The 20,630-nt window shown below is 44.0% G+C and carries 20 protein-coding genes; 17 read left to right on the forward strand and 3 right to left on the reverse strand.

Annotated elements, in window-relative coordinates; genetic code table 11:
• The first annotated feature begins 115 nt into the window (after positions 1-115).
• From BK820_RS04830 to BK820_RS04885, 12 genes are all read left to right on the forward strand, one after another.
• Entirely contained in the window at positions 116-2,893 is a 2,778-nt protein-coding gene (locus BK820_RS04830; RefSeq protein WP_071320266.1) for a nitrate reductase, read from the forward strand.
• Positions 2,893-3,516 carry a molybdenum cofactor guanylyltransferase gene (gene mobA / locus BK820_RS04835; protein ID WP_071320267.1) on the forward strand — a complete coding sequence of 208 codons (624 nt, stop codon included), beginning with the start codon at positions 2,893-2,895 and terminating at the stop codon, positions 3,514-3,516. The genes BK820_RS04830 and mobA overlap by 1 nt, the downstream gene beginning before the upstream one ends.
• Before the next feature lie 226 nt (positions 3,517-3,742).
• The gene (gene moaA, locus BK820_RS04840) at positions 3,743-4,804 is read left to right on the forward strand and encodes a GTP 3',8-cyclase MoaA (protein WP_071320268.1); all 1,062 of its coding nucleotides are present in this window, start codon (positions 3,743-3,745) and stop codon (positions 4,802-4,804) included.
• A gap of 1 nt (position 4,805) precedes the next feature.
• On the forward strand, positions 4,806-5,072 hold the full coding sequence (locus tag BK820_RS04845; RefSeq protein ID WP_004809395.1) for a MoaD/ThiS family protein: 267 nt from the start codon (positions 4,806-4,808) through the stop codon (positions 5,070-5,072).
• 1 nt (position 5,073) lies between these two features.
• Positions 5,074-5,640, forward strand: coding sequence for a molybdenum cofactor biosynthesis protein MoaE (locus tag BK820_RS04850; RefSeq protein WP_071320269.1), 567 nt, complete (start codon positions 5,074-5,076; stop codon positions 5,638-5,640).
• Between the two features lie 45 nt (positions 5,641-5,685).
• Positions 5,686-6,609, forward strand: a complete 924-nt coding sequence (gene moaCB / locus BK820_RS04855) for a bifunctional molybdenum cofactor biosynthesis protein MoaC/MoaB (RefSeq protein WP_004809393.1) — start codon at positions 5,686-5,688, stop codon at positions 6,607-6,609.
• Complete coding sequence (locus BK820_RS04860) at positions 6,606-7,853, forward strand: molybdopterin molybdotransferase MoeA (protein WP_071320270.1); 1,248 nt, start codon at positions 6,606-6,608, stop codon at positions 7,851-7,853. Before moaCB ends, BK820_RS04860 begins: the two co-directional genes overlap by 4 nt.
• A 14-nt stretch (positions 7,854-7,867) precedes the next feature.
• Positions 7,868-8,623: a molybdate ABC transporter substrate-binding protein gene (gene modA, locus BK820_RS04865; protein WP_071320271.1), complete on the forward strand. Its 756-nt coding sequence runs from the start codon at positions 7,868-7,870 to the stop codon at positions 8,621-8,623.
• Positions 8,624-8,635: 12 nt separating this feature from the next.
• On the forward strand, positions 8,636-9,322 hold the full coding sequence (modB, locus tag BK820_RS04870) for a molybdate ABC transporter permease subunit (RefSeq protein ID WP_048882720.1): 687 nt from the start codon (positions 8,636-8,638) through the stop codon (positions 9,320-9,322).
• Positions 9,322-9,978 (forward strand): ATP-binding cassette domain-containing protein, encoded by a 657-nt coding sequence (locus tag BK820_RS04875; RefSeq protein WP_071320272.1) that lies wholly within the window; start codon positions 9,322-9,324, stop codon positions 9,976-9,978. The genes modB and BK820_RS04875 overlap by 1 nt, the downstream gene beginning before the upstream one ends.
• Positions 9,979-10,062: 84 nt before the next feature.
• Positions 10,063-11,265 carry an MFS transporter gene (locus BK820_RS04880; protein WP_071320273.1) on the forward strand — a complete coding sequence of 401 codons (1,203 nt, stop codon included), beginning with the start codon at positions 10,063-10,065 and terminating at the stop codon, positions 11,263-11,265.
• Positions 11,266-11,538: 273 nt separating this feature from the next.
• The gene (locus BK820_RS04885; RefSeq protein ID WP_048882722.1) at positions 11,539-11,742 is read left to right on the forward strand and encodes a hypothetical protein; all 204 of its coding nucleotides are present in this window, start codon (positions 11,539-11,541) and stop codon (positions 11,740-11,742) included.
• 149 nt (positions 11,743-11,891) lie between these two features.
• Here the strand turns inward: BK820_RS04885 and BK820_RS04890 are convergent, their stop codons facing one another.
• On the reverse strand, positions 11,892-12,230 hold the full coding sequence (locus BK820_RS04890) for a P-II family nitrogen regulator (protein ID WP_008303518.1): 339 nt from the start codon (positions 12,228-12,230) through the stop codon (positions 11,892-11,894).
• A gap of 406 nt (positions 12,231-12,636) precedes the next feature.
• On the opposite strand from BK820_RS04890, the gene BK820_RS04895 reads away from it, so the two are divergent.
• Both BK820_RS04895 and BK820_RS04900 read left to right on the forward strand, forming a co-directional pair.
• The gene (locus BK820_RS04895) at positions 12,637-13,650 is read left to right on the forward strand and encodes a M48 family metallopeptidase (protein WP_071320274.1); all 1,014 of its coding nucleotides are present in this window, start codon (positions 12,637-12,639) and stop codon (positions 13,648-13,650) included.
• 91 nt (positions 13,651-13,741) lie between these two features.
• On the forward strand, positions 13,742-13,945 hold the full coding sequence (locus BK820_RS04900) for a hypothetical protein (protein WP_004809384.1): 204 nt from the start codon (positions 13,742-13,744) through the stop codon (positions 13,943-13,945).
• An 8-nt stretch (positions 13,946-13,953) separates the two neighbouring features.
• Here the strand turns inward: BK820_RS04900 and BK820_RS04905 are convergent, their stop codons facing one another.
• Positions 13,954-14,562, reverse strand: a complete 609-nt coding sequence (locus BK820_RS04905; protein WP_004894827.1) for a MarC family protein — start codon at positions 14,560-14,562, stop codon at positions 13,954-13,956.
• 28 nt (positions 14,563-14,590) lie between these two features.
• Complete coding sequence (locus tag BK820_RS04910; RefSeq protein WP_071320275.1) at positions 14,591-16,627, reverse strand: choline transporter; 2,037 nt, start codon at positions 16,625-16,627, stop codon at positions 14,591-14,593.
• A 250-nt stretch (positions 16,628-16,877) separates the two neighbouring features.
• Between BK820_RS04910 and betI the strand changes: the two genes are divergently transcribed.
• The 3 genes from betI to betA are packed head-to-tail and all read left to right on the forward strand — an operon-like array spanning position 16,878 to position 20,623.
• Positions 16,878-17,483 carry a transcriptional regulator BetI gene (gene betI / locus BK820_RS04915; protein WP_071320276.1) on the forward strand — a complete coding sequence of 202 codons (606 nt, stop codon included), beginning with the start codon at positions 16,878-16,880 and terminating at the stop codon, positions 17,481-17,483.
• Positions 17,480-18,955 (forward strand): betaine-aldehyde dehydrogenase, encoded by a 1,476-nt coding sequence (betB, locus tag BK820_RS04920; protein ID WP_071320277.1) that lies wholly within the window; start codon positions 17,480-17,482, stop codon positions 18,953-18,955. Before betI ends, betB begins: the two co-directional genes overlap by 4 nt.
• A gap of 12 nt (positions 18,956-18,967) precedes the next feature.
• On the forward strand, positions 18,968-20,623 hold the full coding sequence (gene betA, locus BK820_RS04925) for a choline dehydrogenase (protein WP_071320278.1): 1,656 nt from the start codon (positions 18,968-18,970) through the stop codon (positions 20,621-20,623).
• The last annotated feature ends 7 nt before the right edge of the window (positions 20,624-20,630 follow it).

A 20,630-nucleotide genomic window follows, 5' to 3' on the forward strand; every position in this document is an offset into this window, starting at 1 on the left:
TGGGGAGGATTAAAGCTTTTGGGGCCAAGAAAAAATTTAAACCAAACCTGTAAAAGCTAGACATTATAGATTTGGCGAGATAAGTGAATTTAGATAATTTAGGAGCACAGCAGCAATGAATAGTATCCCAGTGGTGGAACTGCATAGCTCCACAGAATTAAAAACTAAAACCACACAGACTACGTGTCCATATTGCGGCGTGGGTTGTGGTGTGACTGCACATGTAACGCCGACCACATCAGGTCCGAAAGTGACTGTTGAAGGTGATGTCAAACATCCTTCGAATTACGGAAAATTGTGCATCAAAGGCAGTAATCTGGCCGATACTTTAGGCTTGGAAACCCGTTTATTGCATCCAATGTCAGGCCGTAAAGACCAGCGTGAAATTACTGATTGGGATACTGCAACTTCAACGATTGCCCATAAATTCCAGCAATACATTGAGCAGTATGGCCGTGACAGCATTGCCTTTTATGTCTCGGGTCAGCTGCTGACTGAAGACTATTATATGGTGAATAAGTTCGTCAAAGGCTATCTCGGCACGGCAAATATTGATACTAATTCACGTCTATGTATGTCTTCCGCTGTAGCTGCACATAAGCGTGCCTTTGGTGAAGATCTGGTTCCAGCCAGTTATGAAGATTTTGAATATACTGACATGGTGGTGCTGGTGGGTTCCAATACTGCATGGTGTCATCCGGTGCTCTACCAGCGCATCATGAAAGCCAAGGAACAGCGTGACCTGTTCGTGGTCGTGATTGATCCGCGTTTTACCAGTACCTGTGAAGCAGCAGATCTGCATTTGCCTATTCTGCCAGGGCAAGACGTTGCACTATTTAATGGCCTATTACAGTACTTATATCAGCATGGTGATGTAGATCAGGAATTTGTTGCTGTACATACCCAAGGGCTGGAACAGGCCTTGGCCAGCAGTACTGCGGAAGCTTCGATTGAAGATGTTGCGGCACGCACCGGTATTTCAGCAGTTAAACTCACTCAATTCTTTGAAAAATTTGCCCAGATTGACAAAGTCATGACGTTGTTCTCCATGGGTGTAAACCAATCCTCCCGTGGCGTCGATAAAGCCAACAGTATTATTAACTGCCATTTGCTCACCGGAAAAATTGGCAGACTCGGTGCAGCCCCATTCTCTATGACCGGTCAGCCAAATGCGATGGGCGGACGTGAAGTCGGTGGTCTGGCCAATATGCTGGCAGCCCATATGGATTTAGAAAATCCGGAGCATCAACAGCTGGTGCAAAAATTCTGGCAAAGTCCATATATTGCCAAGCAAGCGGGTTTTAAGGCAGTTGATCTATTCCAGGCAGTTGAAAGCGGCAAGATCAAAGCCATCTGGATCATAGCCACAAATCCGGTCGTCAGCTTGCCCGATGCCGATCAAGTGAAGCGTGCTCTGGATAAATGTGAATTCGTAGTGGTCTCTGATATCTGTCAGGATACGGATACTACTCAATATGCTGATGTATTACTTCCAGCTTTAGGCTGGGGCGAAAAAGATGGAACCGTCACCAATTCGGAACGCTGTATTTCAAGGCAACATGCCTTTTTAGATGCGCCGGGTGAAGCCAAATCCGACTGGTGGGCGATTGCACAGGTGGCGAAGAAAATGGGCTTCAGAGGGTTTGATTTTCACAATAGCCATGAAATTTTTAAAGAGCATGCCGGACTCTCTGCCTATCAAAATGTAGAAATTTCCCAACGTCTAGAAACCCCATATTTCCGTTATTTTAATCTGCAAGGCTTGAGTAATTTAACCACAGAAGAATACGACAAACTGGAACCAGTGCAATGGCCGGTTTGGGGTAAACAGCAACCTGCTCAATCTGTAGGACGATTATTTGCCCAAGGTCAGTTCAGTCATGCTGATGGTAAAGCAAGATTTATTACGACTACTGCGATTGATCCGGTCAATCAGGTTTCCAGTGAATATCCTTTAATTCTGAATACTGGTCGGATTCGTGACCAATGGCATACCATGAGCCGCACTGGATTATCTGCCAATCTCAGTACACATCGTGCCGAACCGTATTGTGAAATTCACCCGAATGATGCACTGAAATACGGGATTCAGGATGGTGAGCTGGTCGAAGTTCGTTCTGAATGGGGACAATGTATTTTACGTGCTCAGGTTAGTGACAATATCCGTCGTGGTCAGGTCTTTGCACCAATCCACTGGAATGATCAGGTGGCATCCGATGCACGTATCGGTAAGCTGGTGAATCCGGTGGTCGATGCCATTTCTGGCGAGCCTGAGTTTAAGCATACGCCAGTGTTGATCCAGCCATTCCATACCCAGTGGCAGGGCGTGCTGTATGTGCGTGAAGGTTATGAAAGTTATGTGCAGCCATTTATTGACAAGAGCATCTGGTGGACCAAGGTCAAAGCGGTCCGAGCAACGCGTTATGAAATTGCGGATCGTCAGAAATTTAATACCACAACCCAACAGTTAAAGAACTTATTGCTTTTTACTGAAGAGGACTTTGAATGGCTAAATCTGGAGGACCAGACCGCGCATATCAGCCATAGCATAGTGTTGCAGGACGGCAAGCTGATTGCCAGCCTGTATATCGCACCAAAAGAGCTTTTGCCAGATCGCGACTGGTTATCGGGGCTATTTCAGCGTGAACGACTCAGTGCCATGCACCGTAAAGCGTTACTGGCCGGTCAGGCGATCTCAATGAGCAAGAGTGAAGGTGCGCTAGTGTGCAGCTGTTTTAAAGTCGGTAAAAATCGCATCATCCAAACCATAAAAGAAAAAAATATCACCAATGAAAAACAGGTGACCGCATGTCTAAAAGCCGGCGGCAACTGCGGTTCCTGCTTACCTGAAATTCGTGGCCTGATTAAAGCTTGCCAGACGGAGTCCGTATAATGAAAAGAATCCATAAGAGCATGAATTATCCACCCACCGATTTAGTCATCCTGGCCGGTGGCCAGGCGCGTCGGATGAATGGCATTAACAAGCTGCTGCAAAAGTTTGATGATGAAATTCAACTGATCAAGATTCACCAGCAGCTTAGATCGCGTGTTGGTCAGGTCTGGATCAACAGCCACCGTGATCACTCCATTTATGAACGCCTTATTCCATCAATCCGTTATTTTCAGGATGATGAACCGGGCTTTCAAGGACCTTTGATGGGCATGAAAAGTGCCTGGTCTCATGTGCAGTCTGACTATGTGCTATTTGTACCGTGCGATGTGACTTACATTCCAAAAAAGGTTATTTCTGGATTACATCGGGCCATGCAGCGAGATCTTCTTTGTGAAGTGGCTGTAGTGGAAATAAATGATATAGCATTGTATCCATTCTGCTTACTTAAACGAAGCAGTTTGCCGACACTGGTTCAGCATCTCGAACAAAATCAGCGCAGTTTAAGACATTGTTTTGCGAAAATGCACATGCAAATGGCGCGATTTAATAATCATGCACTGTTTTTTCACAGCATTAACTCCTTTGATGAATTGCAGCAGCATCAGCAACTGCATTTTCTCTAAGTGCTGAGTGAATGGTGCTTAAAAGCAGGGCAATACATCTGTTTAAAACTCTTATTTTTCTTAAATTCCAATAAATCGCACTCAAATATTAAAAAACCGCAATTTCTGCGCAAAGTTGGAACATTTATTGCAATTTAACCCTAGAGCAATAGCAATTTAATAGGGCATCGGTCAGCAAAAATTTGGCTAGAAACAAAGTTGATGATCGACCCTAATGGAATAAGCAATGAACCATATCAATCCTTTACAGCAGGCTGAACCAGTCCCGGTATTTCAGGATCAGTTTGGACGCAATAAGCGTAAGCTCCGTATCTCTGTGACGGATCGCTGTAATTTTAAATGTGTTTATTGCATGCCAGAACATCCGGAATGGATGAAAAAACACGATTTACTCAGCTTTGAAGAACTCTATTATTTTTGTGAATTCATGGTTCGCCGTGGTATTGAACAGATCCGGATTACCGGTGGTGAACCTCTGATGCGCCAAGGTATAGTGCATTTTATTGCCGAACTACAACAACTGAAAAAAATCGGCCTGAAACGTATTTCAATGACTACGAATGGTCATTATCTCAAACAATATGCAGCAGAATTAAAGCAGGCCGGGCTAGATGACCTGAATATCAGTCTGGACAGCCTGGATGCAGAGCAGTTTGAACAATTAACTGCAAAAAAACTGCAACCCGTATTAGAAGGCATTCAAGCAGCCCAGCAGGCTGGCTTTCAAATCAAAATTAATACAGTACTCATCAAAGGCATCAATGATGACCAGATTCTGTCTTTGGCACACTGGGCCAAACGCGAACAAGTTGAATTGCGTTTTATCGAGTTTATGCCACTCGATGGCGACCAGAACTGGTCACGTGATCATGTGGTTAGCGAGCAGGACATTCTGGATCAACTGGCACAAGTATTTGAAGTAAAGATCAGACAAGGTCAGGGGACTAATCCAGCACGAAGCTATTACATTGAAGGTATGTCGATCGGCATTATTTCAACGATTACTAATTCATTCTGTGGTAACTGTGACCGTTTACGACTGAATGCTCAAGGTGAATTATTTAACTGCTTATTCTCAACTCAAGGTCTAAAACTCAAAAACAGTATTCAACAGTTAAGACAGCACCTAGCATCAGCTGAACAAACCCTACAACAACAGCTGCAACCCTATATCTGGAATAAAGCTGCTGGCTTTCAGGCTATTCAGGCTCAGCAAAAACTGTTCAATCCATCCCATAAAACCCATTCAAATTTCCGAAAAATCAGCATGCATATGATAGGAGGCTAAGATGACTACAAAACTTCAATCATCGATTACCGTCAAAATCGAATCTTTCGGTGCGATCGAACGTCAGTTGCCTCAAGATTTAACTGTGCAATGTCAGATAGACAGTCTGGTTGCCGATGTACTCAATAAAGTCATTCAGTCCTTTCCAGAAGCTTTCAACTTGTTAGAGCGTTGTGCCTGTGCCATCGGTGAAGACATTATTTCTCGCCAGACCCGATTAAACCAGGATAGTACTCTAGTGTTGCTGTCACCGGTCGCAGGAGGTTGAGATGGAACTGAAACAATTTACCCGTATTCAGGACACACCGCTGCAACAGGACGTATTTGACGGGATTCAATATTTTCCTGAATGTGGGGGAATCGGTATTTTTGTCGGAACAGTACGAAATCATCATCAAGGTAAAGCGGTTAAAGCACTGAAATATACCGCTTATGCACCTGTTGCTGAAAAAATGATTCGCCAGATCGAGCAGGAAATTCAGGCTGAATATGGCGTGTCCTATGTCCGAATTGTACATCGCATCGGTTCATTGGATATTGGTGATATCGCCATTATTGCCATGGCCTATGCACCACATCGTAGGGAAGCTTTTCAAGCCTGCGAAGAAGCCGTGGAACGGGTCAAGCATGAAGTACCGGTCTGGAAAGAAGAATTCTATATGGATGGCAGTAGTCAATATGTCGAAGGTTGCTGCATTCGTCGTGACCAAGGTTCAAATCATCACCCTCATAGAAAGCATGCGCATACTCATAACTGTACTGATGCACATACATCGGAAAAATTGCCTTTGAACCTGATCCAGCCAGATGTTCCTGTTTATCAATGGCCGCTATAAATTGAAGTTTGAGTAAAAAATGAAAAGATTCAAGAAGGATAAGCCATGAAAGATGTCGGAATGAAACCGGAGAGTTACCGCACTGCTATTGCCACCGGGATTCTGCATGCGCCGCCACACTGCATTGAATTACTGCGTAATGGTAATACCGACAAAGGTGATGCGCTAAAAACCGCTCGGATCGCAGGGATTTTAGGCGCAAAACGTACTGATGAACTCATTCCTCTATGTCATCCACTGCCAATTTATCGGGCCGATGTGGAATATGAGCTTGAAGAAGCTCATGTAGTGATTACTGCGGTAGTGGAAACGATTGGTCCAACGGGTGTGGAAATGGAAGCACTGACAGCAGTCAGTCTGGCAGGTTTGACCCTTTACGATATGCTGAAACCACATTGTGAGCCGGAAGAATTATGTCTGGATCAGGTTAAACTGGGGCAAAAAAAGGGTGGAAAATCACATTTCACCCGTGTTCTGAAAGAACCTTTACCAGCCTCTGTCATTGTACTTTCTGATACCGTGGCATCTGGCAAGAAAGCCGACACAGCCGGGCAGAATGTGATGGAAATTCTGGAAGAAGCTAATTTTGGCTTTATCCACTATCAGGTGATTCCGGATAGTCCTGAACAGCTAAAAGCTTTAATTGAACAGCAAAAAAATGATTATCCATTAATTCTGACAGTGGGTGGTACGGGACTCGGCCCTAAAGATCTGACAGTGGAAACTATTCAACCCTTACTAACCCGTGAAATTCCGGGACTGATGGAAGCTGCACGCAGTTTTGGTCAACGTCGTACACCTTACGCAGCACTGAGCCGCGGTGTCGCAGGTTACATTGAAAACAGTCTGATCCTTACCTTACCAGGTAGCCGCCAAGGAGCTAAAGAATCTTTAGTGGCGATTTTACCTGCACTCGTACATCTGTTTGATGTACAGAAAAATATTCCCCATGCAGGAGGCTATGAATGAACTCTGCTGTAACGACAGAACATTCCGCCTGTGGCAGTGAACCCGGCCTAATTTCTGTCGATCAGGCTCTGCAGATGATTCTAGATCATACTGATCATTTAGCCATTGAAACACTGCCCTTAAGTCAGGCACTGAACCGTTTCGTAGCCGAAGATATTTATTCAAAAACTCAGCTGCCGATATTTTCGCAAAGTGCTGTAGACGGTTATGCCATCTGTATGGATATCGACATGCCAGCAGAAAGCAGTTTTGAACTGATCGGTGAAATTCGTGCTGGACAGGGAGCTGATCTGATACTTGAACCAGGTCAGGCAGTACGCATCTTTACTGGTGCGAAAATTCCGTTGCAGACCTCGACGGTGGCACGACAGGAAATTGTACAGCTCAGGGACTCGACCATTATCTTGACTGAAGCCTTGCGACTGGATGCTGATATCCGTCAAGCCGGTGAAGAAATTCGCATGGGCCAATGCCTGGCTGTTCAGGGGCAGCAGCTCAGTATTGGGACAATTGCAGCCTTAAGTATGGCGGGCGTGCATGAAGTATCCGTTTATCGCTATCCTAAAATTGCAGTCATCATTACTGGTGATGAAGTCGCTGAAACAGTTGAAGACTTAAATTCCGGCAAAATTTTTGATGCCAATGCTCCTTTAATTCAAGCTTGGTTCCAGTCCAGAAACCAGCAGGTTGAGATCATGCATGTTGCCGATACCGAACAGGCGGTCAGCGCGCTATTTAAAAGGCTGAGAACCCAGTACGATCTGATTCTGACCACCGGTGGTGTATCGGTAGGAGATTATGACTTTGTCCGTCCGGTCGCACTAAAACTGGGTTTTGAACAGTTATTCTGGAAAGTCAAACAGAAACCTGGCAAGCCAATGTTCTTCGCCAGATCTGAGCGACCCGATCAAAGTCCATGTTATTTACTCGGCCTGCCGGGTAATCCTGCTGCAGTCTATATAGGCATGCAGATCTATGTATCAACCTTAATCAGTACGTTACAAGGTCAAAAGCAATTACCACAATGGTTTAGTGCAGTAATGAGTCATGACTTAAAAGCCGATAGCCGGGAACGTTTTTTGCGTATGGCAGTAAATTTTGAATCGGGAATGCTAAAGCTTTCCAGCTTGCCAAAGCAACAGTCGCATATGCTGAGTAACCTGATGCAGGCCAATTGTATTGTCCGTATTCCGGCGGCGCAAAGCATCCAGACCGGTCAGATCCTGCAAGGTCTGTTTATTTAAGGAATATGTCACCGATGAAAAAGGGATTGATCTTATTCAGTGCAGTTTTCCTTTCCTGTTCAGTCCAGGCTGGCAGTACCGTCCGAGTCTATGCGGCCGCCAGTCTGAGCAATGCGGTGACGGAGATTGCCAGACGTTATGAAAAACAGTATCCCTCAATCAAAGTAGTGCTGGTCTTTGCAGCGTCTTCATCGCTCGCCCGACAAATTCAAACTGGCGCACCGGCTGATATTTTTTTCTCTGCCGATCAGGACTGGATGAATTACTTGGTAAAAAAACAAAAAATAGCTAGATCTCAAGTAAAGCCCTTATTAAGCAATGAATTGGTATTAATCAGTCCTTTACAGCGTCAGCAAAGTTTTCAGGCCAGTTCTCAATTTAATTTTGCCCAGTCCTTTCAGGGGTATGTATGTACCGGACAAATGGAATCTGTGCCTGTTGGCAAATATGCCAAACAGAGTCTAACCAATCTGAAATGGTTAAAGGGTCTGCAAGGCCGCATTGTCGGAACAGATAGTGTACGTTCGGCCTTGGCTTTTGTGGAACGTGGTGAATGTCAGGCCGGGATTGTGTATAAGACCGATGCGTTACAGAGTAAAAAAGTGAAAATTGCTGGGGTCTTTCCAGCTCATACGCATAGCCCGATTGTCTATCCAATTGCCTTGACTCAGCAGGGCAGTAAAAATGCCGATGCAGTCAAATTCATGCGTTTTATGAGTCAGCATACCGAGGCGAAAAAGATTTATCAGCACTATGGTTTTAAACTCTAGGATGGTTCTAGTATGCTGACACCAGAGGAACTCAGTGCATTGTATCTGTCAGCAAAGGTTGCAGGTTTTGCCACAGCGATCAGTTTGCCGTTTGCCATTTTATTGGCGTGGATTCTGGCACGTTATGAGTTTCGTCTGAAATATGTGGTGGAAACACTGTTGCACCTGCCGATGGTTTTACCACCTGTGGTATTGGGCTATTTATTATTGATCGTCTTTGGTGGCAATGGCTGGATTGGACAATGGTTGCAGCAGTGGGGCATTCAGCTGGCTTTTAACTGGAAAGGTGCAGTGCTGGCCGCCATGATTGTAGCTTTCCCCTTAATGGTGCAACCGATCCGGTTGTCCTTTCAAATGATTAATCCGCAACTGGAACAGGTAGCAAATTCTTTGGGTGTTCAGCCCTATAAAGTTTTTTGCAGTATCAGCTTACCGCTGGCGTTGCCCGGTATTCTGATTGGCAGTATTCTCTGTTTTAGCCGCAGTCTGGGCGAGTTTGGTGCCACTATCACCTTTGTTGGCAACATTCCTGACGAAACCCGCACCATTCCGATTGCGATCTATTCCCTATTACAGCAACCTGATGGCGAACAGATGGCTTTACGACTGGTGCTTTTATCTCTAGGTCTGGCTTTTGCAGCATTATTGGCGAATTACTGGATTATGCAAAAATATCAGCAGAAAATTCAGGAGCGCTAATGCTGCAATGTGAGTTTCATTATCAAAAGGATGCCTTTAGTTTAGATGCAGCAGTCCAGATGCAGAATTCTGTCTTGGGAATTGTTGGACCTTCGGGAGCAGGCAAAACTACTTTTCTTAAATTACTCCTTGGGCTCTATCAACCACAATCTGGCCATATTCATTTAAATAAACAGATCCTGACTGATGCAAACCAGAAAATTCATATTTCAATCCATCAACGCAAAATCGCCTTGGTATTTCAGCAGGCGATGCTGTTTCCACATATGAATGTTGAACAGAACCTGCTTTACGCCAAAAAATGGGGCAAATTGGAACAGGAAAAATTCCAATTAAAGGAGATTGCTGAATTATTGGAAATTGATCATCTATTGCAGCGTCGGGTTCAGCAATTATCGGGTGGGGAAGCACAGCGTATTTCGATCGGGCGGGCGCTGTTGTCCAGTCCTGAATTACTTCTCTTGGATGAGCCATTGACTGGCCTGGATACCAAACTGAAACAGCAAATCCTGCCATTTTTTACTCGCATCCGCGATCAAATACAGGTGCCGATGATTTATGTGACCCATCATCATGAAGAGCTGGAACAGCTGGATGCAGAAATTATTGAATTACAGGATCATCAGCTAAGCAATTCGCCGAAATACCTTTTTTAAGAATACTTATAAATAAAAAATAAAATAAATTTCAAGTAATTTGGCTTGGCGTATAATCTTCAGCCATTACCGGATGCTACATGGATGAATATGACGGATATTGCACAGACCGAAGTAACGCGGTCTGCCTCAAAAATGGTTTTACCCATTGTCTTTGCTGTTGCCCTTGCACATTTCTTAAATGACCTGATTCAAGCCTGTTTACCAGCCATCTATCCCTTATTGAAAACTAATTATGACCTGAGTTTTGGTCAGATCGGCTTAATCTCTCTCGTGTATCAATTGACGGCGTCTTTATTACAACCTTGGGTGGGCTTCTATACTGACAAATATCCAAAGCCTTATCTTTTGCCGATCGGTATGGGCTTTACCCTGTTTGGGATTCTGCTGTTAGCTTTATCGCAGAGCTTTGTAATGCTGCTGGTTTCCGCTGCAATTATTGGGATCGGTTCTTCGACTTTTCATCCGGAAGCATCGCGTGTAGCGCGTATGGCTTCTGGTGGTAAGCTCGGTACTGCACAATCAGCCTTTCAGGTCGGTGGTAATAGTGGCTCTGCAGTAGGACCGTTACTGGCTGCACTGATTATTATTCCGAATGGACAGGCATCTTCGGCATGGCTGATGCTGTTTGCTGCTCTTGGCATATTTGTATTATTTAAGGTTAGCCGCTGGACCATCACGAATAGCCAGACACAACTGAAAAAGATGGGTGCTACAGCAGCGTCCAAACTGCATGGAATCACTTTAATCCGTGCGCTTGGTGTCATTGGTATCCTGATGATCGCCAAATTTACTTATACCGTGAGCATCAGTAATTATTTTACTTTTTACCTGATTGATAAATTTGGTATCTCAATCCGAGATGCGCAGCTCTATCTATTTGCCTTTTTGGGCGCCGTCGCTTTGGGCACTTTCTTTGGTGGACCCATTGGAGACCGGATCGGCCGTAATGCAGTGATCTGGTTTTCCTTTTTAGGTATGGCACCATTTGCCTTACTCATGCCGTATGCCAATTTATTCTGGACTTGTATCTTTTCAATTTTCGCTGGCCTGATTTTATCGTCAGCATTTTCAGCGATGGTGGTGTATGCTCAGGAAGCAGTACCAGGCCGTGTGGGTACGATTGCCGGTTTGATGTTTGGCGTAATGTTTGGCATCAGTGGGATCGCAGCAGCAGGATTAGGTTATGTGGCAGATCATACCAGCATTGCCTGGGTATTCCAGTTATGTTCATACCTGCCATTATTGGGCATACTGAGTTTCTTCCTGCCTAAAACTCAAAAATAAAAACAGGATCAAGACCTACGTTCAAAACAGAATATTGCCTATCTTAAAACCTCAAAGATGAAGCATTTTTGAGGTTTTCTTTATATTTCATCTGAACTTTATAAAGGGAAGATTAGGTAAAAATATGTGATTGATATTGCATTGCTTTATTTAATAAATATTATGTTAGATTATAATGAATAAAATATATCCAATTTAAGAATTGGAATAATAATTGCTTGGTCTAAAACAAAGAAAAATCAATTCAGTAATTACAAATTTGGAGGGGAAGCGATGAAAGTAAGAATAATATCTACTCTCGCATTATTAGGTGGCATTTGCATGTTTACGACCGTCACTATGGCAGGTGAGGGTGGTTTGCATTTTGCAGAAAAAAATATTGCTAAGGCAGCAGAATACCTTGAGAAAAAGAAAGTAACGGTAGCAGATAGCGAAGTCTTACATGCCAAAACAGTCGAAGCTAAAATTCAAAAATAAATATTTAAGCTTTCCAGAATAAAGCTCACTTCATCATGAGATGGGTGAGCTGTTCTGCAAGTATAGAGATCCACTAACTGAAATATAATTTGCATAGATTCATAAACAGCATTTCTGTAGAGATAAATTTTTACTTTTACAAAAGATGCCTAAATTGCTGCTACTCCAGTTTCGCTGGTTCTGATTCGCACGACCTGCTCTAAAGGCGTGACAAAAATTTTGCCATCACCAATTTTATCGGTACATGCCGCTTTAATGATACCTTCAATCACCTGATCTACCTTTTCATCTGGGACGGCAACTTCTACTTTTACTTTCGGAAGGAATTCAGCACTATACTCAGCACCATGATACATTTCAGAGTGACCTTTCTGGCGTCCGGCACCTTTTACCTCAGTGACTGTCAAACCATGAACACCCTGATGAGAAAGTTCAGCACGTACATCATCGAGTCTGAATGGTTTAATAATTGCTGTTATTAATTTCATCTCGATCTCCTTGGCTTATCTTAATTCTTTAAAAATAGAAGCCATTGAAGAGAGATACAATTTAAATATGTATTTACTGTTTCAAATTCACTTCATAGACACGAAATCCGCATGAATGATTTTTCAGATTGCTTTTGTATGAATAAAAGGGAGGATTAAGTTAGAAATGAGTACTGTTACTTTTTTTAATCTTATTTCTTTGCTTTAATTCTGCTTATCCTGATTTAACCTTAACCAATCCTCATTTTTAATATAAAAATAATTAATTCAGAAGCTTAGTTTAAAAAATTATTTTCTAAGTGATTAGCAATGGAATAGTGACCAAACATTTATTAAATACAGCTTCACAATTCAAAAGAATTCCGCTAAAACTACAATCAAATGTTAATAAAATGTAATTTTTTGTATGAAAAATTTATTTTCAGCACTCATTGCTGTTGGGGCTCTAACGGGTTGTATCAATACCACTCATATGGGACACGGAGCTGACCGTAAACAACTCATGTTGTTATCTCAAGATCAGGTCGTTGAACAGGCGAAGCGTAAATTTACCCAAAAAACGGGACTTATCGAAAAAGAATATTTAAGTGAAGCTGAGATACGTTGCGCTAAAATTATGAACAGGATGATTCCTTATGCGGATCATTACATTTCAGCAGATCGGACAATTAAATGGGGCGTTCATCTTTATCATTCAGACAAATCCAATGCAGGTGCCTTGGCTAATGGTATGATTTTCATGAGCTATAAGATGGTAAATCGTGCGATGCTGGATGATGAAGCGCTGGCTTACATTCTGGCGCATGAAATGGCACATGTTATTCGTGAGCACCAGCGTGAAACACAGAGCTGGAAATATATTGTAAGTCCACTTTTAGTGGGAACTGCCTGGGCAACAGCAGGAACTTCAGCACTGATTACGGGCGTATTGCATGATGGGTATGGCAGTACCTATCAGCGCCGCATGGAGAAAGAAGCAGATTTGTTGGGACTCGAACTTATGGCAAGAGCAGGATATAACCCTAAACAGGGAATTGCAGTATTCGCTCAGTTCTATCCGACTTTTCTGAAAGAATACCCGATACAAAGCAAATTACCTGCATTTATGCAACGGCATCCATCTTTAAAGCAGCGTTTAAAATATGCCGAAGAAAATCTGGATAGTCCGATGGCGCTTTATGATAAAAGCACTACGGAACAGTTGAGCTCTAAAAATCTGATTGAAATCAAACAAGATCCAAATACGAGGTTACTGATTAATGGTCAACTGATACGTAATATTGATATTGAGTCGATCACCAAGGATGCAGAAGGTAAGCTTCATTATGTACTCAAATCGAATGTGCAAACCAGCGTCACCAGTCAAAGTCCAGTGAGTCAGCCAAAAGACGCCTTGAGCACAGTGAAAAGGGTGCTATAACTTGATAAACATGAGATTTACCAGACTTCAACAGTACATGATTTATAGTGTTTTAAACTGAAATTAATTGTTTGATGATGCGTTGAAATGAATGAGAGTAAATACCAAGAAATTAACCGCTAAATTGCTCACGGCTCATTGGACACGTGAGCAGGACATTATACTGATTGAAAATAATAATTTACCTATTGAACAACTCAGTGAAATGCTGAAATGCAGTCAAGAAGATATTATGGCACGCCGAAAAGTCTTAGGGCTGGTGACGCGCAACAAGCAGTTAAGACGGCTTTTATAATGATTGAATTAACCCTGCATGATGCCACTGACGCCCGTGACAATCATATCAATCGCAATTGTCCCAATCAGCAACGCAGCAACACGACCGACAATATCGACATATAAATCGATGTAGTTGGAGTATTTATGCTGTAAATGATCATGTAAATATTTCATTAGAATTAACAGGCTACATGTCAGAAAAAGAGTAGAGAAAATCACCAGAATGGTTTGCCATAAACTGAGCTGAATGCCGGTAATCACGGATGCCGAAATGGTTCCCGGACCAATCATAAAGGGCATGGCAATTGTACCGGCCAGGTGACTAGGTGCACCACGCATGACCCCAATCGTATCAGCACCTTCAAATACATAACGATAGCCAATCACCAGAAAGATAATACCGCCAAAAATCTGGAAGGATTCAAAGCGGACATGCAGCACTTCCTGAAAGAAAGCTTCGCCAGTCTTGGCAAAAATGATAAAAACAATAAAGCTGATCAGGCTGCCCTGAATCAATGCCATGTTGAATACTTTGGCCTCGGAATTACGGATAATTCCGAGCATGTAAATACTCATCAAAAAAGGATTGAGCAGGGAGAAAAACAGGGCAAAGGCATTTAAAGTTTCTGACATTATTCAATCCTTTTTAATGGGTCTTATCCTAAGATTCGCGATCCGGAAACAGTGGGCGTTTACCCGGACTAATCCGGTTGATATGCAGATACATCATATGGCGTTCGTATTTATCCAGGATGTCATTGATCACCTGTTCTTTGCTATAACCCACCAGATCATTGCCCTGAGAGCCTTCAAACAGGTAACTTTCCAGACGGTAGTAATAACGTTTGGTGCGTTTCCCGCGGGCACTGAAGTTTGGCGTGTCATAACGTACTGGCCAAATGGCATAGACAAAGTTTTCTTCTTCATCCAGCTGAATGACCAGATCCAGATGATAAAGTTCAGGTTCATGATCAACCGGTTTTTCCTGTACATCGACCTGTATCCCTTTGCTGATCAGCTCGCTGGCCACCGCCTGAATGGCCGGTTTACATACTTCATCCAGCATGTTTCGGGTTTGGTTCAAGCTGGGATGCAGCATGACCCGACTCAGGCGTTTCTTCCAGTTAAAAATATCGACATTGCCGACCACAGGCGCTGCATTCAGACTGGTACTGGCTTGACGGAAATCTTCAAGTCGCAAAGATTTATATAAACCTGCCATCACAAAGAAGATCACGAAACTAAAGGGCAGGCCCATAATAATCGTGGTGTTCTGTAATGCTGTCACGCCATTGGCCATCAGCATCGCCAAGGTCAGCAAGCCAATCGCAATCGCCCAGAAAATACTGAGCCAGCGTGGAGAGTCATGCTCGATATTGCTAAATTTAGTGGTGAAATTGCCTAATACCAATGCTCCAGAATCTGCCGAGGTCACATAGAATAATAAACCGGTAATCGTGGCCACGCCTGCGGTAAACATAAAGCCGGGATATTGGGCTAACAGATCATAAAAACCGTGGGCCGGGTTATCGAGAACGGTCGCTGCTAACTGAGTATTACCATCAAAAATAACGCTATATAAGGCGCTGTTACCAAAAATAGATAACCAGGTCAGGGTAAATAACAATGGAATAACCAAAGTCCCAGTGACAAATTCACGAATGGTACGACCACGTGAAATCCGTGCCAAGAACAGCCCCACAAAAGGTGACCAAGCGATCCACCAGGCCCAGAAGAACAAGGTCCAGCTATTCATCCATTCTTTCGGCTGCTCAAAAGGAAAACTGGTCAAAGACAGTTGAGGAAACTGGCTGATGTAGTCGCCAAAGTTCTGGATCAAGGCACCCAGTAAAAACTCGGTATTACCGACAAATAGAATGAACAGCAGTAATCCGATCGATACGTAAATATTGATCTCTGAAAGAATGCGAATACCTTTGTTGACCCCCGCAGCAACAGAAAAAATAGTAATAATCACGGCCACCAGAATTAAAGCGGTCTGGACCCAGAGATTTTCCGGTAAACCAAACAGCACATGCAGACCATAATTTAATTGTACGACGCCAATACCGCAGGTGGTGGCAATACCAAAAATCGTCCCGAGTACCGCAGCAGTATCTACTGTATGTCCAATTGGACCATTAATTTTTTTACCGAAGATGGGATAGAGTGCCGAACGGATGGTCAGTGGCAGGTTATAACGATAACTGAAATAGCCCAGTGCGACCCCAATCAGTGCGTACATACTCCAGCCGGTTAAACCATAGTGAAACAGCGTCCAGACCATGGACTGACGTGCAGCCTCAAAGGTTTCGCCTTCACCCACCGGTGGATGCATATAATGGGAAAGCGGTTCTGCCACCGAGAAAAACATCAGGTCAATCCCGATTCCGGCAGAAAATAGCATCGCCGACCAACTCAGTAGACTAAATTCTGGCTTGGAATGTTTAGGACCCAATTTAATCTCGCCATAACGTGAGCAGGCGATAAAAAGGATAAAGACCAGATACAGTGTTGCCGCCAACAAGTAGTACCAGCTAAAGGTCGCACTGACCCAGTTTAAAATATTGGTAATAACCTGATTGGCCTGTTCATTAAATAAAATGGTGATGATAGAAAACAGCAGAATAAGCGTTGCCGAAAAATAAAAGACCACTTTATTCAGACTATCTTGCACCTCTTCGTTTTTCTTTTGCATAAATCCATGACCATCGTTTTGTTGCCGGATGATCTACAGTGCAGTGTGATTTGAAAGCAAGAGCCTTTTGTGAATTACAAACTTTTGCAAATCCAAAACAAACTGCGCTGTACATCAAGGGTGAGCTGGCACTATAATTTTTATTAATTGAACGTTCAATTAAAAAAGCGTTTATGAATTGTTACATCACTCCGCTATTGATCTAGCAGAATGGTTTTCTATTGTTATATTCGTTATTCAGGTTAGTCCTATGCCAAAAGTTGGTATGCAGCCGATCCGTCGCCAGCAATTAATCGATGCCACCTTAGCTGCCGTGAATGAATTGGGTTTTGCCGAAAGCTCAATCAGTCAGATTGCCCAGCGCGCCGGAGTATCAACCGGCATCATAAGTCATTATTTTGGCGGTAAAAATGGGCTCATTGAAGCAACGATGCGTTATTTATTGCAGCAGTTAGGTAAGTCTGTTGCAGAAATGCAGTCCCAAGTGGATAGCACACCTGAACAACGTTTACTAGCCATTGTGCGAGGCAACTTTGCTGCCCCACAAACAGATAAAGCGGCCATGAAAGTCTGGCTGGCATTTTGGGCCAGCAGTTTGCATCAACCTGATTTACACCGTTTACAGCAGGTCAACCATTACCGCCTGCATTCCAATATCAAGTACGAATTCATGAAAGCGCTGCCTAAGACACAAGCTGAAAAAGCCGCTCAAGGTTTGGCTGCACTGATTGATGGCTTCTGGTTAAGGGGTGCACTGATCAATGAAGAACTTGACCCTGAAATGCCGATAGAACTTTGTAGTGACTATATCCGACAGCAACTCAAGAATGACTCAACTACGAGGGAATCCCATTGACACACTTTAATCTGCAACGTCCTTATATCCACGGACAATTTGTCGATGCTACATCCAACAGCACATTTGAAACAATTAATCCAGCGACCGGCGAAGTTCTGGCAGAAGTCCAGATTTGCAGCAAAGACGACATCGACCGTGCGGTAAAATCCGCTCAGCAAGGCCAGAAAGTCTGGGCAGAAATGACGGCGATTCAACGTTCCCGTATCTTGCAAAAAGCGGTGGCGATACTGAGAGATCGTAATGATGAACTGGCCCGTATTGAAACTCTCGACAGTGGTAAAGCTTTTAGTGAAACATCCACCGTCGATATTGCAACGGGCGCTGATGTGCTCGAATATTATGCGGGTATTTTGCCAGCACTCGAAGGCCAGCAAATTCCACTACGAGAAACATCATTTATTTATACCCGTCGTGAACCTCTGGGTGTGGTGGCCGGAATTGGTGCATGGAATTATCCAATTCAAATTGCCTTATGGAAATCTGCTCCTGCAATGGCAGCGGGCAATGCCATGATCTTTAAGGCCAGTGAAGTCACACCTTTAACTGCGTTAAAACTGGCAGAAATTTATACCGAAGCTGGTGTTCCGCATGGTGTATTTAATGTGGTGACAGGTGGCAGTGAAATTGGTGCTTATCTGACCTCGCATCCTGATATAGCCAAAGTTTCATTTACTGGTGGTGTTGCCACCGGCAAGAAGGTCATGGCGCAGGCTGCGAATTCCAGCCTGAAAGAAGTGACTATGGAACTTGGTGGTAAATCACCCCTGATAATTTGTGAAGATGCTGATCTGGATCTGGCAGCAGATATTGCCATGATGGCCAACTACTATAGTTCCGGTCAGGTTTGCACCAATGGTACCCGTGTATTTATCCCTTTGGCCTTGAAAGCAGAATTTGAAGACAAGATTTTGCAGCGTATTCCTTATGTCCGTATGGGGGATCCACTTGATCCTGAGACCAATTTCGGTCCAGTTTCCAGCTTCTCTCATATGGCAAAAGTGCTGGATTATATCGAACAGGGTAAAAAAGAGGGTGCTCGTTTACTTTGTGGTGGTGGCCGTGCCGAAGATGAGCAATTTGCCCAAGGTGCTTACGTGCTACCCACGGTATTTACCGATTGCCGTGACGACATGACAATTGTCCGTGATGAAATTTTTGGACCGGTCATGAGTATCCTCAGTTATGACTCTGAAGAAGAAGTGATTCAACGTGCCAATGCCACAGAATATGGTCTGGCCGCTGGTGTAGTCACGCCTAATTTGTCTCGCGCCCATCGGATCATTCATCAGATCGAAGCCGGTATTTGCTGGATCAATACCTGGGGCGAATCACCGGCAGAAATGCCTGTCGGTGGCTATAAACATTCGGGTGTCGGTCGCGAAAACGGTATTGTTACACTACAGCAATATACCCAGACCAAGTCAGTTCAGGTCGAACTCAGTCCTTTCCAATCCGTGTTTAACGCATAAGGGGGAGGATGAATGAATTACGACTATATTATTATTGGTGCAGGTTCTGCGGGTAATGTACTGGCTGCGCGTTTAACGGAAGATCCAGAGATCAAAGTCTTGTTGCTGGAAGCGGGTGGTCCGGATCATCGTCTGGATTTTAGAACCCAGATGCCAGCCGCTTTGGCTTATCCATTACAGGGACGACGCTATAACTGGGCCTATCTGACCGACCCCGAACCACATATGAATAACCGTCGGATGGAATGCGGTCGTGGTAAAGGCTTGGGCGGTTCCTCGTTAATTAACGGCATGTGCTACATTCGCGGTAATGCCATGGATCTGGAACAATGGGCCAGCCTGAAGGGGCTTGAACACTGGAGCTATGCCGAATGTCTGCCATATTATAAAAAAGCGGAAAGCCGTGATATTGGTGGCAATGATTATCATGGCGATTCTGGACCGGTTTCGGTGGCAACGCCTAAACAGGGCAATAATGAACTGTTTCATGCCATGATCGAAGCGGGTGTACAGGCCGGTTATCCACGTACTGATGATCTGAACGGTTATCAACAGGAAGGCTTTGGTCCGATGGATCGAACTGTGACGCCGCAAGGCCGTCGTTCCAGTACTGCACGCGGTTATCTGGACATGGCCAAAGGTCGCGACAACCTGACGATTATTACCCATGCCATGACCAATAGAATTCTGTTTAACCAGAAACAGGCGATAGGTGTAGAGTATTTCGAGGGGCAAAATACCTTGCAGCCGATTCAGGTGTTTGCCGATCGTGAAGTTTTATTATGTGCGGGTGCAATCGCCTCGCCACAAATCCTGCAACGCTCTGGTGTAGGTCCGGCCGAACTATTAAAAAGTCTGGATATTCCCGTGGTGCATGACTTACCTGGAGTGGGTGAAAACCTGCAAGACCATCTGGAAATGTACTTGCAATATCAGTGTAAAAAACCGGTTAGCTTATATCCGGCTTTGAAATGGTATAACCAGCCGATGATTGGGGCAGAATGGTTATTTTTGGGTAAGGGCATTGGTGCTAGTAACCAGTTTGAAGCAGGTGGTTTTATTCGCTCTTCAGATGAATTTGAATGGCCGAATATCCAGTATCACTTTTTACCGATTGCGATTAACTACAATGGCACCAACGCCATTCACGAGCATGGTTTTCAAGCTCATGTTGGCTCAATGCGCTCACCGTCGCGTGGCCGTATTCAGCTTAAATCCAAAGATCCATTCGAGCATCCGAGTATCCTATTTAATTACATGAGCACGGAACAGGACTGGCGTGAGTTCCGTGATGCGATCCGGATCACCCGGGAAATTATGCAGCAGCCGGCACTTGATCCTTATCGCGGTGAAGAAATCAGTCCAGGTAAAGAGGTACAGACCGATGCCGAGATTGATGAATTTGTGCGTCAGCATGCAGAAACGGCTTATCATCCCTCTTGCAGCTGTAAAATGGGTGAAGATGACATGGCGGTAGTCGATGGTTATGGACGCGTGCATGAAATGCAGGGTCTACGTGTGATTGATGCCTCGATTATGCCTTTGATTATTACCGGTAACCTCAATGCAACCACCATTATGATGGCTGAAAAACTGGCAGACCATATTCGTGGCAAGCCTGCTCTTGCGCCTTCATCTGCACCTTTCTACAAGGCATCTCCCGCTTAACTCATAG

The sequence above is a fragment of the Acinetobacter sp. LCT-H3 genome (genome assembly GCF_001866125.1).
GTDB classification, from domain to species: Bacteria; Pseudomonadota; Gammaproteobacteria; order Pseudomonadales; family Moraxellaceae; genus Acinetobacter; species Acinetobacter schindleri.

Bases quoted from the DNA above. Each gene is read 5' to 3' on its own strand.
- BK820_RS04880 (WP_071320273.1), top strand. From the start codon at position 10,063: ATGAATATGACGGATATTGCACAGACCGAAGTAACGCGGTCTGCCTCA.
- BK820_RS04850 (WP_071320269.1), top strand. From the start codon at position 5,074: ATGGAACTGAAACAATTTACCCGTATTCAGGACACACCGCTGCAACAG.
- betI (WP_071320276.1), top strand. From the start codon at position 16,878: ATGCCAAAAGTTGGTATGCAGCCGATCCGTCGCCAGCAATTAATCGAT.
- BK820_RS04885 (WP_048882722.1), top strand. From the start codon at position 11,539: ATGAAAGTAAGAATAATATCTACTCTCGCATTATTAGGTGGCATTTGC.
- modA (WP_071320271.1), top strand. From the start codon at position 7,868: ATGAAAAAGGGATTGATCTTATTCAGTGCAGTTTTCCTTTCCTGTTCA.
- BK820_RS04875 (WP_071320272.1), top strand. From the start codon at position 9,322: ATGCTGCAATGTGAGTTTCATTATCAAAAGGATGCCTTTAGTTTAGAT.
- BK820_RS04905 (WP_004894827.1), bottom strand. From the start codon at position 14,562: ATGTCAGAAACTTTAAATGCCTTTGCCCTGTTTTTCTCCCTGCTCAAT.
- BK820_RS04895 (WP_071320274.1), top strand. From the start codon at position 12,637: ATGAAAAATTTATTTTCAGCACTCATTGCTGTTGGGGCTCTAACGGGT.
- modB (WP_048882720.1), top strand. From the start codon at position 8,636: ATGCTGACACCAGAGGAACTCAGTGCATTGTATCTGTCAGCAAAGGTT.
- BK820_RS04890 (WP_008303518.1), bottom strand. From the start codon at position 12,230: ATGAAATTAATAACAGCAATTATTAAACCATTCAGACTCGATGATGTA.
- BK820_RS04910 (WP_071320275.1), bottom strand. From the start codon at position 16,627: ATGCAAAAGAAAAACGAAGAGGTGCAAGATAGTCTGAATAAAGTGGTC.
- moaCB (WP_004809393.1), top strand. From the start codon at position 5,686: ATGAAAGATGTCGGAATGAAACCGGAGAGTTACCGCACTGCTATTGCC.
- BK820_RS04860 (WP_071320270.1), top strand. From the start codon at position 6,606: ATGAACTCTGCTGTAACGACAGAACATTCCGCCTGTGGCAGTGAACCC.
- moaA (WP_071320268.1), top strand. From the start codon at position 3,743: ATGAACCATATCAATCCTTTACAGCAGGCTGAACCAGTCCCGGTATTT.
- BK820_RS04845 (WP_004809395.1), top strand. From the start codon at position 4,806: ATGACTACAAAACTTCAATCATCGATTACCGTCAAAATCGAATCTTTC.
- mobA (WP_071320267.1), top strand. From the start codon at position 2,893: ATGAAAAGAATCCATAAGAGCATGAATTATCCACCCACCGATTTAGTC.
- BK820_RS04830 (WP_071320266.1), top strand. From the start codon at position 116: ATGAATAGTATCCCAGTGGTGGAACTGCATAGCTCCACAGAATTAAAA.
- betA (WP_071320278.1), top strand. From the start codon at position 18,968: ATGAATTACGACTATATTATTATTGGTGCAGGTTCTGCGGGTAATGTA.
- BK820_RS04900 (WP_004809384.1), top strand. From the start codon at position 13,742: ATGAGAGTAAATACCAAGAAATTAACCGCTAAATTGCTCACGGCTCAT.